Source organism: Rhodobacteraceae bacterium IMCC1335 (genome assembly GCA_039640495.1).
Classification (GTDB): domain Bacteria; phylum Pseudomonadota; class Alphaproteobacteria; order Rhodobacterales; family Rhodobacteraceae; genus Thalassovivens.
Genome location: CP046864.1, coordinates 400043 through 413486, shown reverse-complemented (window position 1 = coordinate 413486; position 13444 = coordinate 400043). Strand labels below are relative to the sequence as shown.

Here is a 13444-nt window from a genome sequence, read left to right as displayed (position 1 = left end):
AAACAAGCAAAAACAGTAGGATAAATCTATAGAGGACCACTTTTGGGACCGCTTGCAGGACCAGTTTGTCGAAACTGTTCGTTAAATAGTCAGCGTTAAACCACCGGTTTTACTTGCAACAGGGCAGCTAAGTCTCAAAGCTAACAGCTATGAGTGATGATATGCCGCTTAAACTCCCACGCTATGTATTTCGCCGTGCCAATGGCAGCTTTCGATATAAACGCAACGTTCCTTTGCATCTTAGAGCCCTGATCGGGAAAGCAACGCTCTATCGCCAGCTTGGGGATAGCTACAAAGAAGCCATGCAAAACCTGCCGCTGATACATGCTCGAATCGAAGCACTGCTAGAAGGTGAGAAAGAGAAGTCAGCACGAGAGCGCAGTATTGAGATTATTAGGGGTGCGCTGGGCGATGAAGTGGCCGATATGGTACTGGCCAATGCCGTACCTGAGTATTCTGAGATTGAGGATGCGCTTAATGAGTTGGGTAAGGCTCTGCATAAGCAAAAGCTACCTTCAGAGATTGTAGAACAGGTGTATTCAGGCAAGTTAAAGCAAGAGGTCATAACGCTTGAGACGGCACTTAAAGACTACGTTGCTTATAAGTCAGATACACCCAAAGCAGAAAAGGAAATTACGCAGCGGGTTGAAAGGCTGCGCAAAGACATGCAGCACATCTATGGCAAGCAGAAGCTTAAGTATGTCTCGCTTAGTAACATCAGCAGGCAAGATGCCAATGACCTTCGGGATCACCTACTAAGCCGTCTGTCTGCCAATAGCGCTGTTAGAATGCTGGGGGTTGTGAGAACGGCTATTAACCATGCAATCGTGGAGCATAGTCTCAACATCCCCAATGTTTTTACCAACCTTCGCATTAAAGGTGCGGGTGCAAGTAAGCTAGATAGGCTACCGCTGAGTGATACTCAGGTCGTTCATTTAGAGACAGCTTACTCGAATGATACAACAGCTTGGGCGCTGTTTGTTTTTCTGAGAGATACCGGTTGTAGAGTATCAGAGATAGCAGGCCTGAGGATCAAAGACTGTGACACTGAAAAAGAATGTTTAATCATATCCCCCACCCCCTGGAGAACACTAAAGACCAATAACTCGCAGCGCTCTGTGCCACTCTCGCCAGAGGCTATTAAAGCCCTTGAGGAAGTATCCCAAGGCAAAGATCCTGAGGCACCTCTCTTTCCCCAATACGCAAAGGAGCGTGGAGGGGATAACTGCTCAGCCATGCTCATGAAGCGCCTCAGAACCATAATCACAGACAAGAAGCTCACGATGCATTCGCTACGCCACCGCATGAAGGACAAGCTGAGGAATACAGGCTGCCCGGAGGCCATCTCCATGGCCATACTAGGGCATGGTTCAAACACAGTCGCTGCGAACTATGGCTCAGGCTATGCCCTAGATGTCATGCGAGGGCATATGAAGAAAGTGTGGGCTTAAAACGCTTTAACCCAAATCAGCATCGAACAAGAGATTTTTACCCTATTCTAGAAAACTTTTTTCCAACCTACTTCAATCAGTTTATCAACTACATCTTTAATATCTAATTTTGACAACTCTGCTTGAATTTTGGCATCATTAATAAGTTGGCAAGCTACACAAGGTGAGCCCCCCAAACCTCCACAGGTCCGTTCTTTCATTAGTTTTCCCTTTAGCTAGAAGTGGCTAAACTTCTATTCCCAGATAAAGAGTAACAGGTTTAAAATGATAAGTATGCTTTTTATTTTTTCTACGTCTCATTTTTAAACATATAAATAAATTAAGAACTCTCACTTAACGGCACCACTGTGCTAAGGGCCCATATCCTAAGCGAAAGCGCATAGAAGAGGTGTGTTATAGCTCCCAAGACATCCATAAGTGAGCATTTAAGTAGCGATCCCATCGCCCTGTCCAGCCACCTATATTTACCCATTCATTTTGTATTCTATGGTAAGGGTTCTGGAATAAGTAGTTTCATGTTTAGGGCATGGTGCAGCCTGATAAAATTATATTGCGTAAACCAAAAATTGATGGCGACCGGGGCTAATTAAGAGTTTAATCTTCGACCCACCAGTCTTTATATACAGCTTTCAAAAAAACTATTTTTAGTTCTGGTGCTAGATACTCAGGAGGGCATATCGGCCCTATAAAATCTGATTTTTGTTTCATTTTTTGCATCACAAGCCTCCCATAGCTTGCTAAGACAATTAAATGATAGAGGTGAGATATCAGAATTGAACTGATAGTATAACAGTGGGTACAGCTGATTTGCCGCAGTTTGGAGCTTAAAGTTTATTCAAAATTTCATGCTAAGATTAATAAATGATCATAAATTGCATATAGATTTTGACGCTAAGCTGAAGTTTCTAGGTTTGACGAAACATTAACAAAGTCTGACCTGCGGAAGTTACATTACCTTCGTCATCCAAAAATTGCCTGCGTTTGGCATAAGCAAGAGCTTCAAGATCATAATCGGTTTTAAGAACCTCTTTGCAATGATCAAGTATAAGATATTTAAGATCCAAGTTTACAGACTTATTCATACGACCAACTCCTTATCGCTGGTATGCATTCAAAATATCTGTTGGCTACTGGTACAATGTATAATTCACTGTATTTATTTTGAAAAGAAGTGACCTTACGTCGCAAAATTTACGTTCACTAATCGCGCCCTGAAAACCCCAATTAAGTCTAAGAGTTCATGCGGTAACACATGGAAAAGGTATGGGCTTAACGGAGCTAATTGGCGTCTTCAGCTTCTGATTTGCTACCAAATGTATCTCGATACCAAACATAAAAACCAGAAATAGCAATGATGATGGCTCCAATAATTGACCATTCATCTGGAAATTCTCCAAAGAATACCAAACCCCATATGGTAGCGTAGATAAGCCCAACGTAAGCGAATGGGGCCAATAAACTAGCCTCGCCGATGGCCAGTGCTCTTATAAGAAAGAGCTGAGAAAAGGTCCCGCAGAGGCTGAGTAGTACCATTAGGCCAGCTGAAAATAGGCTTACAGGTTGCCAGAAGAATGGTACCATGCAGCTAAATACTACGGCTCCAAACAGAGCGCTATACAACAAAGAGGTCCAGGGGCTTTCCCGGTTTCCTACGAAGCGAGTGGTAAGATTGTACGTCGTGTAGCAAACCGCTGCGACGAGAGGTAGAACTGCATAGACTGTAAATACATCAGTACCGGGACGGATAATAATTAATGCTCCAATCATAGATGCAATGATACCTAAAATCCGCCTGGGACCAATTTTCTCGCCGAGAAAGAGAAAAGCTCCTAAAGTGATTAAGACAGGATTAATGTCCATAATAGCGGTAGCTTCTGCCAACCCAATCTTTGAAATGCTTAAAAAGAATAAGCAGGTGGCAGCCATTAAAACGACAGAACGTAATAACTGAAGCTTGGGATACTGAGACTTAGCCACCTCTCGAAGTCTTGGCAGAACAATCAAAAAGACCAGCAGAGCTTGTCCTGTGTAACGCACCCAAATGGTCTGTATGAGCCCAACCTCTTTGGTGAGCTGTTTGGCAATAGCATCCATAACCGTGAACAAAAACACGGCTCCCAACATGAATAAGATGGACTTAGCATTTGATGACAAGAAATGAACCTAAAGCGATACAGATCAAGCCATGAACTAAATCTACCATTCCCGCAATCACAATAGTCTAGAGACCGTAAAGCCGCTTAAAATTAGACCTACACCAGCGTACTCCAGGGTAGCCAGGGAAGACACCTAAAAGATTAAGCGAAAGGGAACAGAAAAAGGAATGTGAAGATAGTTATAATTCAATCCATTTATCCGAGAGTGTAAGTTAATCTCGTTCGTCGATCCGAGGTAAGAACCAGGTAAGAAGTCCAGCAAGGGGTATGAAAGAACAGATCAGATATACTGTCTCGACACCGTAGTTTTCCGTAAGCATCCCAAGAAAACCAGCTGCTACGCCTCCAAGTCCAAAGTTTAATCCGTAAAATAGCCCGCCAATTAATCCGATCCGATTGGGCAGAAGGTCTATCGCGTAGATCAAGATTGATGCGAATGCACTGGCCATGATTAGGTTGATCATGACCGTAAGCATGCCGGTCCAAAAAAGGTCAGCGTAGGGCAGGACTAACGTCAGCGGCAATGGACCCAGTATCGAAATCCATATGATGCGATAACGCCCGATCCGATCGCCAATGATGCCACCAATCAAGACGCCCAAAGCCGCTGAAATCAGAAACACAAATAACATCATCTGTGAAGCGGGAATGGAAAGCCCGAAGCGTTCGATCAAGTAGAATGTGTAGAAGGAACGGAAGCTTTCTCCGTACAGATTTTTAGAAAACATCAAGAAAGTTAGAACAGCAAGACCAATACTAATGATTACAGGCGGGTGGACTGGCTCCCCGAACGCCGATTTGCGGTGGGTCAGCATGTTCAAAAATTCGGCGCTTATCTTGCGCTGTTTACTGCCGATCCAAATTAAAAATATGCTCGCTAAAAGGGCAAGAACGGCAAACCAAGCTAAGCTAGGCTGTCCCCATGGCACGATAACCAGCGCGGCAAACACTGGGCCAAGTGCTCCACCAGCTTGCCCGCCCACTTGAAAAATGCCCTGTGCCAAACCTTGTTGGCTCCCAGCGGCATAGCGAGCCATTCGCGTTGCCTCAGGGTGAAAAATTGACGATCCTATTCCGATTAACGCTACGGAGATAAGGATCATCTCATAAGTCTGTGCAAAAGCGAGGTTGACGAGACCTGACAGAGTGAACATCATTCCTGCCACCGGCGAATACGGTGCTGGATATCTGTCAGTTGCCATGCCGATTATCGGTTGTAATAGGGCACCAGCTATCTGAAACGTAAAAGTGATGAGGCCGATTTGAATAAAATCAAGTCCATAGGATTCCTTGAGAATTGGATACGAGGCTGGAATCAGTGATTGCATCAGATCGTTAAGAAGATGCGTTGTTCCTAGTATTACCAGCACGGAGAAATATGTCTTGGAGCGTGTTGCCGGCGTCAAATTATTTATCCTTAAAGTGCTTGGGATGTACCGCTATTAATGACATCAATACATAAGATGTTTAAAGCCTCAAACATTTCGTCCGATAATTCAGCCAATGTTATGCCAGAGGAAATTCAGTTGTAAAAGTCAGTGCTGATCGTAAGTGAAAGAAAACCAAAGTGCCCCAGAGTGGCACGAGGAGACAGCTGAAGGGCTAAGCATAAGAGGGGTATCAAAAAAGGAAGTGCTTAAAGAGGGCATCAGAGAGCAACCCCAGTGACGTAGAAAAAATATGCTAAAGCTATGGCAATAAAGACAGCTCTAATGGCAGACGATAAAGAATAAATTGTAGTGTAGTTTGTTCTAAGCTGACAGGGTGTTGGGAACACCCAAACCCTTATGTATTATATATTATATATTACGACTTACATACTACGTCTTACGAATTACCCCTTACAGCTTATCCCTTAACCCTGCCTTAGGAGCCTTTCCTGAGGTGTTTTTTATTTATGTATTAAGAATAGAAAGATAAATTAGTGTCTAACGTCAGCGCCTTTGGGGCAGATTTGACGATTTGATCGAGGGGGTGCCAGCGGATGATCTAAGCCACTTTACCAATCGTGCGCCCTATCCAATCATACATATTCTGCGGCAAGCTCACCTGAGTAGAGCCCTGGCCCATGTTTCAGAGCCTGAGAAGATTTACGCAGAAAACATAAAAACATTGAATAAACTGGGCCGCCAAAAGGTTGAAGCTCTTTGTCCTTGGGGGAAATAAAAAAATTTTGGGCATTGTGAAGCATATCAGAATGCGGCTTTGAGTGCCCTTATCGTATAACGCGGCGCGACAAGGTTTATTTTTTTAAACAGCTTGGTGCCACGACTGAAAAAATTATTTCTGTATTCAGTGGGTAAATCCCAAAAAGTAGTATCGCGATCTTTTACAAAGAAAGCGATAAAACATAATGGCTGTTTCATCGCTGTGAAGCGCCCAAATGAGCGTTTTCTATACCCTCGGTTTTTTACTCCGGTTTTGTTTTGTTGTCAGGTTTCTGACTATTTACGCATTCAAAAAGCTTAACTGGTCAATTTTTGAGTATTTTTCTTGCTCAAAAAAATTGAATTTTTGGTTCGTTGCAAAGGCCTAAAAAAACTATTTGTGAATTGTAATGTTATATTATAACTATTAACGCATTGAGTCGCTATGGAGCACGGTATGGGTAAGCGTGGAAAGCAAATGCAAACGGAAATCCTTTCCATTTTGCGCGATAGTAAGAGCCCGCATTCTGCGTATACGTTGCTTGACCGTCTGCAGGAAACATATCCGAAAATTGCGCCTCCAACCGTGTATCGGGCGCTTGCTGCGCTGGGGGAGCGTGGCCAGATACATCGTTTGGAATCGTTGAATGCCTATGTCGCGTGCCAAAGCGAGGCGCATCATCAAACCTCGGTGCTTTTAATATGCGAAGATTGTGGCGTTGTAGAAGAGACTTTTGAGCCTGATATCTTCTCACGTCTGAGCGCCGCGTTGCGAAAGTCTGGCTTTTCTGCCCAACGCCATATCATCGAAATGAACGGGATCTGCGCAAGCTGTGGACCCGCGCAGGCCGCAGTATGATAAAAGACAAGCGTCCCTTCCGCCTTTTACTTATTGGGATGGGGCCTAGATTGGGCGTGGCCAGCCTGATTGCCGCCGCGCTATGGCTTGGCTTTTTTTGGGCAACCAATCCTTTGAGCGCCTTATGACAGGTGCGATTAAGTTTCAGAACCTGACCTTGGGTTATGACCGGCTGCCTGCTGTCCAAGAGTTGGACGCAGAGGTTCAAGAGGGCAGTCTTACAGCGATTGTTGGCCCGAATGGGGCGGGAAAATCAACCTTGCTAAAAGGTGTCACCGGCGCAATTTCCCCCTTAAAGGGAGGTGTTTTGATCGACGGGTTTCGCCAAGATGAGATTGCCTATCTGCCGCAACAATCCCAGATTGACGGAAGTTTTCCGATATGCGTGATTGACCTTGTGGCGATGGGGCTCTGGCGCGAGGTAGGCGCTTTCGGCCGGTTGACCCGCAAGATGCGCGCGAAGGTGGATGCTGCCCTTGCTGTGGTAGGTTTGACCGGGTTTGAAAAACGCACCATTGGATCCTTATCGGGGGGGCAAATGCAGCGGGCTTTGTTTGCTCGGCTGCTTTTGCAAGACGCGCGTCTGGTTTTGTTGGATGAACCCTTCGCCGCGATCGATGCGAAAACGATGGCCGATTTGATTGATGTGATCAAACGCTGGCATTCGGAAGGCCGCACCATCTTGGCGGTTCTGCATGATTACGCCACCGTGGGCACACATTTTCCATTCACCATGATGCTTGCGCGTGAGCTTGTGGCGCATGGGCCTACGGCACAAGTTTTAACATCCGAAAACCAGTTTCGTGCCCGCCAAATGTGCGAGGCCTGCGCCGCAACCCCACATACTTGCGGAAAGAGCGCGGCGTGATCTGGGATGTGCTCTTGGCGCCCTTTGTGGATTTCGGCTTCATGCGCCGTGCGCTTTTGGGCTGTATCGCCGTGTCGGTGGGCGCCACCCCTGTGGGGGTATTTTTGATGCTGCGGCATATGAGCTTGACTGGCGATGCAATGGCGCATGCAATTTTACCAGGTGCGGCGACGGGTTATCTGGTTTCAGGTCTTTCGCTTGGCGCGATGACGGTTGGAGGTTTGATCGCAGGCATGCTGGTTGCATTGGCTTCTGGTTTCGTGGCGCGGGTAACGTCGCTGCGCGAAGATGCAAGCTTGGCTGCGTTTTATCTAATTTCATTGGCCATCGGCGTGTTGATCGTATCAACGCATGGTAATAACGTTGACTTGATGCATGTGCTGTTTGGAACGGTGCTGGCGTTAGACGATACCGCGCTTATTCTGCTGTGTTCCTTCGCCAGCGTATCGCTTTTGGTTTTGGCGCTTTTGTTTCGACCCTTGGTGCTAGAATGCGCCGATCCACAATTCTTGCGCTCTGTCAGCAAGTTGAGTGCGATTACCCATTTTGTTTTCTTGGCGCTTGTGGTGATGAACTTGGTCGCCGGGTTCCATGCGCTTGGAACTTTAATGGCGGTGGGTATTATGATTTTACCCGGCGCTGCGGCGAAGTTTTGGGCGGAAACAATCGCTGGCCTGATCGCTGTTGCCGCGTTGATCGCGATGCTCTCAAGCGTAATCGGGTTACTCTTATCGTTTCATTACAGTCTCCCATCGGGGCCAGCAATCATTTTGGCGGCCGGTATTGGCTATGGACTATCAATTATCTTTGGGCCGGTGGGGGGCGCAATTGCGCAAAACCTACCACGCCGTAACTTAAAACCTTGAAAGGACTATTATGACGTCTCTACGTTTTGCGCTGAAATCTGCTACGGCTCTTGCCGCTTTTTCGTTATCGTTTCCCTTGGCCTCATGGGCTGAAGAACCCCTGCCCGTTGTGGCAACCTTTTCAATCCTTGGGGATATGGTTGAGCGCATCGGCGGCGAACATATCGCACTTACAACGCTGGTTGGACCAGATGGCGATACGCATGTCTATCAACCAACACCAAAGGCGGCGCGCTCGGTTGCAGAGGCTGATGTGTTGTTTTTGAACGGCCTTGAGTTTGAAGGTTGGTTAGAACGTCTTGCCGAATCCGCCTCCTTCGACGGCGCGATGGTCGTGGCGACAAAGGGCGTTGTCCCAATAGCCTTTGACGATCACGACGATCACGATGACCATGACGATCATGACGATCATGATAAGCACGATGATCACGACGATCACGACGACCATGATAAGCACGACGATCACGATGATCATGACGATCACGCTGACCATGACGATCATGACGACCATGATAAGCACGATGATCATGATGGCCACGACGATCATGACGAGCATGATAAGCACGATGATCATGACAATCATGACGACCACGCGGGGCATGATCATGGCGCATTTGACCCGCATGCGTGGCATAGCCTCGAAAATGCTGTGATCTATGCCAATAACATTGCCGCTGGGCTTGCTCAGGCCGACCCTGAAAACGCCGGAGATTATTATGCTAATCGCGCCACTTTCATATCCGAGATAGAGACGCTTAGTGCTGACATTGAGGCGATGATGAAACGTTTGCCCGCAGATAAAAGAACGGTGGTAACGGCGCATGATGCCTTTGGATATTTTGCGGCAACGTATGATCTGACCTTTGTTGCGCCCCAAGGAATGAGCACTGAAAGCGAAGCTTCGGCTGGCGATGTGGCCGCCTTGATCACGCAAATTCGCGAAGACAGTATTTCGGCCGTGTTTATCGAATCGATCACAGATAATCGTATGATGGAGCAGATCGCAAATGAGACGGGTGCGACGATTGGGGGAACGTTGTACTCAGATGCGCTTTCAGCGCAAAGCGGGCCTGCATCCACCTATCTTGATATGATGCGCCATAATGCAACGACGCTTTTTGACGCTTTGGGGAATTAACCGATGGCAGATCCACGCGTTCCAGTTACATTGCTCACAGGATTTCTAGGCGCTGGCAAAACCACTTTGCTCAATGCCGTTTTATCCGATAGTTCTGCTGGACGCGTGGCTGTTATCGTCAATGAATTTGGCGAAGCAGGGTTGGATCACGATCTGATCGAAGAAAGCAGTGAAGAAATTATTTTAATGCGGTCGGGGTGTCTATGCTGCTCGGTGCGTGGTGATCTCTCTAAGACCATCGCGGATTTGTTTGAGCGCCGCGTTCAAAACGAAGTTGCATTTGAACGTATCGTTATTGAAACCACCGGATTGGCGGATCCCGGCCCGATCTTGCAGACTTTACTGGTGGATGATTTTCTTGCAAAAAACACCCGGATGGACGGGGTTGTAACGGTTGTGGATGCTGCGCATGCGGCCGCCACGCTTGATGCACAATTTGAGGCCGTCTCACAAGCGGCTATGGCGGATCTGATTGTTCTAAGCAAAACCGATCTCGTAAGCCCTGCTGATGTGCAGAGTTTGGAAAGCCGCCTATATGCTTTGAATCCTGGCATAACCATCATCCGTTCCATCTTGGGAAAGGGCTTGTTTGGAAAACTTTGGGGGTTAAGCGCGCTTCACAACAACGCCACAAAGCAGCAAGCTTTGAATTGGACAGTTGGCGAAAAGCCAAAATTTGAGGCGCTTGCAAATCTGTCAGGTTTTGCCCCCGCCGCTCAAATAACAGCGCCTTTGCCAGCGCATGATACGCGGATTGGATCAGCTTCGATCATTTTGGATGATCCACTACCGGATGCCGCTTTTGATCTTTGGCTCGACACGCTTATTGCGATCAGAGGCCCTGATATATTGCGAGTGAAAGGTATATTGTTCCTCGAAGGCATCGAGGCCCCTTTCGTTATCCATGGGGTACAGCATATTTTTGCACCGCCTGTGCAGCTTAAAGACTGGGCGAAAGAGGATCGTAGAACGCGCATTGTGATTATTGCGCGTGATTTATCCCGACCCGAGCTGCAGCGGAGCCTTGATATGCTGCGCGTGCGGGCAACTGAGCCTGCCTTAACATCCTAAATAATAAGGTGTTTTTATGACTGATAAACGACTTCCGGTTACGGTTTTATCTGGCTTCTTAGGCGCTGGTAAAACCACTCTTTTAAACCGTGTGTTGAACAATCGTGAAGGTCGCCGCGTTGCGGTGATTGTCAACGATATGTCAGAGGTGAATATTGATGCTGATCTCATTCGCGCGGATACCGAGTTGAGCCGCACGGATGAAACATTGGTTGAGATGTCAAATGGCTGTATCTGTTGTACGCTGCGCGATGATTTACTTGATGAAGTGCGCCGCTTATCTGCAGCGGGCCGATTTGATTATTTATTGATCGAATCCACGGGTATTTCTGAACCGCTTCCGGTTGCGGCGATGTTTGATTTTCGTGATGAATTTGGGGAAAGCCTGTCCGATGTGGCGCGGCTGGATACTATGGTAACGGTGGTGGATGCGGTCAATTTGCTAAATGACTTTTCCAGCCATGATTTCCTGCGTGATCGCGGCGAGGTGATGGGTGAAGAGGATGAGCGCAGCTTGGTGCATTTGTTGACCGATCAGATAGAATTTGCAGATGTTGTAATCTTGAATAAGGTTTCTGATGCCAGACCAGCGCAGGTGGATGCAGCGCGCAAGATCATTCGCAGCTTGAATGCGGATGCCGAGATTATTGAAACCAACCGGTCTGAAGTTGCTGCCGAAAAAATACTTAATACTGGCCTATTTGATTTTGATAAAGCCCATGAGCATCCGATGTGGGCCAAAGAACTTTATGGGTTTTCTGATCATGTGCCCGAAACCGAAGAATATGGCGTGAGCAGCTATGTTTATCGGGAGCGCCAGCCATTTATCCCGGAAAAAATCCTTGCGGCATTGAATGGGGATCTGCCCGGTGTGATCCGTGCGAAAGGGCATTTCTGGATCAGTACGCGGCCAGATTGGGTGGCTGAGTTTTCGCTGGCCGGTGCGCTGTCAGACATACTTTAAGTAGCCTTAAATCATTTATCATCTCTAAATATAGAAGGTATAAAAAGCTTTAAGGTGAGCTGTAAGATCCAACTTTAAGTACCCAAGGCTCCCATCCAAAGACACTCTTTTGTTTCTTCTGTCGTACCCCCCGATGTATTACATATACCATACTAGGAATGATAAGGATCAAGTAGGTGCCTTTAAACAAGCCTATTACATTACTCAGACGTTGTTGATGGTGCCCAGTAAGCAATCTCAGGAATACTGGTTAACACACCCACAGCTCACCTCACTGTCAAAGTCCGAGTATATATAACGGGCATAGGGGGTGTGGCCCATGCGTAGCAGGCTCGTATTAGTTAGAGTTGGTACGAAAAGGCAGTAATTGAAGGTAAAGATGTTGGCAACGATTGCGCTAATGTTAATCTAAAATTAGATCGCTCAAGTTCAACAAGCTAGACTAAAATTTAATCAAAATAGATTTGATCGCATAAATTTTCATCAGGGAATTGGAGGCTACGAATTTTAGCGTGCACCAGAATTTACAACAATCAAGTTGCATGATGGCTTCGTCCGATGGAACTTCGTTTTTTTGAAATATACAGATCTAGCGAATACGTTTTACTGTTGGTTCAGGGCGTCGCAAATAGTCTATCTCTTACAGTCCTAGCGGGAATATCCGGCTTTATATTCGCAACTATTTTGGCAGGGACGAGATATTTTAAAATTCCACTGTTGAGACAGATTTGTACATGCTTCGTAGAGTTCACACGAAACACACCCTTGATAGTGCAGTTATTCTTTTTTGCTTTTGGTCTACCCATTTTACTGGGGTATCAATGGCCGTTCTGGGCCCACGCTCTTCTGGCTTTAACGCTAAATTTTTCTGCATACTTTTCAGAAATATTAAGGGCGGGCTTCCAAAGCATAGAAGACGGCCAAAAGGAAGCCGCTCTATCGCTGGGTATTTCTCCCACCGTTCTTTTTTTTAAAATTATTTTCCCACAGGCTGTCAGCAAAACATTTCCCTCTTTAAACAGTCAATTTATATTTTTGTTTCTGACGACGGGCATCATTTCTGAAATTGGCGTTGTAGACCTTACACAGGCAGGCATTTTCATTGATAGCAGGACGTTCCGGTCATTCGAAGTATTTATTACTCTTACTGTTCTTTATATTTTTCTGTCGATTTTTCTAAAATTGCTTCTTTCAATTCTCCAAAAATACTTTTTTAGGTGGAGGTTCGTGGCGTGAAAAATACGTTTATTGAACTCTTTGGCAAGCCTGAAGGTATTGTTTTATTCCAACTGCTAGAAGCAACTCAGTTCACTATTTATCTTTCTCTAATCGCATTTATGGGCGGTGGAATACTCGCACTCGTTCTGGCCTTTATGGCCACTGTTCACAATCGTGTGTCAAATATAACTTCAAAGACATACATCTGGTTTTTTCAATCAACACCGTTGCTTATGCTGTTGTTCCTTTTCGGCTTAGGTATACCCAGACTGTTGGGAGTGAATGTCAATATCTGGTTAGCTGCATCAGTCGCTTTGGTGCTTTACTCGTCAGCCTACATTGGTGAGGTTTGGCGAGGCTCTATAGAGAGTATTCCCAAAAGTCAGTGGGAAGCAGGCGAGGCGCTGGGCTTAAGCTTCTTTCCCATCTTCTTTCTTATCATTCTTCCACAAGCAATCAGAATTGCGATAGCTCCCACTGTGGGTTTCATGGTGCAAATTGTTAAGGGCACATCGCTTGCTTACATAATTGGTTTTCACGACCTGATGTCTATCGGCAAAAGGTGGGCTAATGCTCCCGTCACTGGTACTGAGCCCTATGTGATCTTCCCTCTGATGGCTTTGATTTACTTCTCACTATGCTTTCCACTTTCTCAATTATCTCAATGGTTGGAACGCAAAACAAAGATGGCATCGTGAATGTAAAA

The 13444-nt window shown here is 46.2% G+C and carries 14 protein-coding genes and 1 pseudogene; 10 read left to right on the top strand and 5 right to left on the bottom strand.

The window, feature by feature from the left end:
- Positions 1 to 161: 161 nt before the first annotated feature.
- Complete coding sequence (locus tag GN241_01970; GenBank protein ID XAT59146.1) at positions 162 to 1451, top strand: tyrosine-type recombinase/integrase; 1290 nt, start codon at positions 162 to 164, stop codon at positions 1449 to 1451.
- A 47-nt stretch (positions 1452 to 1498) separates the two neighbouring features.
- Here GN241_01970 and GN241_01965 read toward each other — a convergent pair whose 3' ends face one another.
- The 4 genes from GN241_01965 to GN241_01950 form a co-directional block, all read right to left on the bottom strand.
- Positions 1499 to 1651, bottom strand: a complete 153-nt coding sequence (locus GN241_01965; GenBank protein XAT56235.1) for a hypothetical protein — start codon at positions 1649 to 1651, stop codon at positions 1499 to 1501.
- A gap of 705 nt (positions 1652 to 2356) precedes the next feature.
- Positions 2357 to 2533: a hypothetical protein gene (locus tag GN241_01960; protein ID XAT56234.1), complete on the bottom strand. Its 177-nt coding sequence runs from the start codon at positions 2531 to 2533 to the stop codon at positions 2357 to 2359.
- A 196-nt stretch (positions 2534 to 2729) separates the two neighbouring features.
- On the bottom strand, positions 2730 to 3575 hold the full coding sequence (locus GN241_01955) for an EamA family transporter (protein ID XAT59145.1): 846 nt from the start codon (positions 3573 to 3575) through the stop codon (positions 2730 to 2732).
- Positions 3576 to 3819: 244 nt separating this feature from the next.
- Positions 3820 to 5013, bottom strand: coding sequence for an MFS transporter (locus tag GN241_01950; protein ID XAT56233.1), 1194 nt, complete (start codon positions 5011 to 5013; stop codon positions 3820 to 3822).
- A 556-nt stretch (positions 5014 to 5569) separates the two neighbouring features.
- Between GN241_01950 and GN241_01945 the strand changes: the two genes are divergently transcribed.
- Positions 5570 to 5773, top strand: a complete 204-nt coding sequence (locus tag GN241_01945; protein XAT56232.1) for a DUF1415 family protein — start codon at positions 5570 to 5572, stop codon at positions 5771 to 5773.
- Between the two features lie 26 nt (positions 5774 to 5799).
- Here GN241_01945 and GN241_01940 read toward each other — a convergent pair whose 3' ends face one another.
- The gene (locus GN241_01940; protein ID XAT56231.1) at positions 5800 to 5973 is read right to left on the bottom strand and encodes a hypothetical protein; all 174 of its coding nucleotides are present in this window, start codon (positions 5971 to 5973) and stop codon (positions 5800 to 5802) included.
- A 226-nt stretch (positions 5974 to 6199) separates the two neighbouring features.
- Between GN241_01940 and GN241_01935 the strand changes: the two genes are divergently transcribed.
- The 8 genes and pseudogenes from GN241_01935 (at position 6200) to GN241_01900 (ending at position 13436) form a co-directional block, all read left to right on the top strand.
- A complete protein-coding gene (locus tag GN241_01935) occupies positions 6200 to 6613 on the top strand; it encodes a transcriptional repressor (GenBank protein ID XAT56230.1) in 414 nt (137 codons plus the stop codon).
- 124 nt (positions 6614 to 6737) lie between these two features.
- Positions 6738 to 7481, top strand: a complete 744-nt coding sequence (locus GN241_01930; protein ID XAT59144.1) for an ATP-binding cassette domain-containing protein — start codon at positions 6738 to 6740, stop codon at positions 7479 to 7481.
- Entirely contained in the window at positions 7478 to 8347 is an 870-nt protein-coding gene (locus tag GN241_01925) for a metal ABC transporter permease (GenBank protein ID XAT56229.1), read from the top strand. The genes GN241_01930 and GN241_01925 overlap by 4 nt, the downstream gene beginning before the upstream one ends.
- 10 nt (positions 8348 to 8357) lie before the next feature.
- Positions 8358 to 9485: a zinc ABC transporter solute-binding protein gene (locus tag GN241_01920; protein XAT56228.1), complete on the top strand. Its 1128-nt coding sequence runs from the start codon at positions 8358 to 8360 to the stop codon at positions 9483 to 9485.
- Between the two features lie 3 nt (positions 9486 to 9488).
- Positions 9489 to 10556 (top strand): GTP-binding protein, encoded by a 1068-nt coding sequence (locus GN241_01915; protein ID XAT56227.1) that lies wholly within the window; start codon positions 9489 to 9491, stop codon positions 10554 to 10556.
- Between the two features lie 16 nt (positions 10557 to 10572).
- Positions 10573 to 11508, top strand: a pseudogene (locus tag GN241_01910) (GTP-binding protein).
- Positions 11509 to 12078: 570 nt separating this feature from the next.
- The gene (locus tag GN241_01905) at positions 12079 to 12756 is read left to right on the top strand and encodes an ABC transporter permease subunit (GenBank protein ID XAT56226.1); all 678 of its coding nucleotides are present in this window, start codon (positions 12079 to 12081) and stop codon (positions 12754 to 12756) included.
- Positions 12738 to 13436, top strand: coding sequence for an ABC transporter permease subunit (locus tag GN241_01900; protein ID XAT56225.1), 699 nt, complete (start codon positions 12738 to 12740; stop codon positions 13434 to 13436). The genes GN241_01905 and GN241_01900 overlap by 19 nt, the downstream gene beginning before the upstream one ends.
- Positions 13437 to 13444: the final 8 nt, after the last annotated feature.

Excerpts from the sequence above, each read along its gene's own strand:
- GN241_01920 (XAT56228.1), top strand. The coding sequence starts at position 8,358 with ATGACGTCTCTACGTTTTGCGCTGAAATCTGCTACGGCTCTTGCCGCT.
- GN241_01960 (XAT56234.1), bottom strand. The coding sequence starts at position 2,533 with ATGAATAAGTCTGTAAACTTGGATCTTAAATATCTTATACTTGATCAT.
- GN241_01955 (XAT59145.1), bottom strand. The coding sequence starts at position 3,575 with ATGTTGGGAGCCGTGTTTTTGTTCACGGTTATGGATGCTATTGCCAAA.
- GN241_01915 (XAT56227.1), top strand. The coding sequence starts at position 9,489 with ATGGCAGATCCACGCGTTCCAGTTACATTGCTCACAGGATTTCTAGGC.
- GN241_01965 (XAT56235.1), bottom strand. The coding sequence starts at position 1,651 with ATGAAAGAACGGACCTGTGGAGGTTTGGGGGGCTCACCTTGTGTAGCT.
- GN241_01930 (XAT59144.1), top strand. The coding sequence starts at position 6,738 with ATGACAGGTGCGATTAAGTTTCAGAACCTGACCTTGGGTTATGACCGG.
- GN241_01970 (XAT59146.1), top strand. The coding sequence starts at position 162 with ATGCCGCTTAAACTCCCACGCTATGTATTTCGCCGTGCCAATGGCAGC.
- GN241_01935 (XAT56230.1), top strand. The coding sequence starts at position 6,200 with ATGGAGCACGGTATGGGTAAGCGTGGAAAGCAAATGCAAACGGAAATC.
- GN241_01905 (XAT56226.1), top strand. The coding sequence starts at position 12,079 with ATGGAACTTCGTTTTTTTGAAATATACAGATCTAGCGAATACGTTTTA.
- GN241_01940 (XAT56231.1), bottom strand. The coding sequence starts at position 5,973 with ATGAAACAGCCATTATGTTTTATCGCTTTCTTTGTAAAAGATCGCGAT.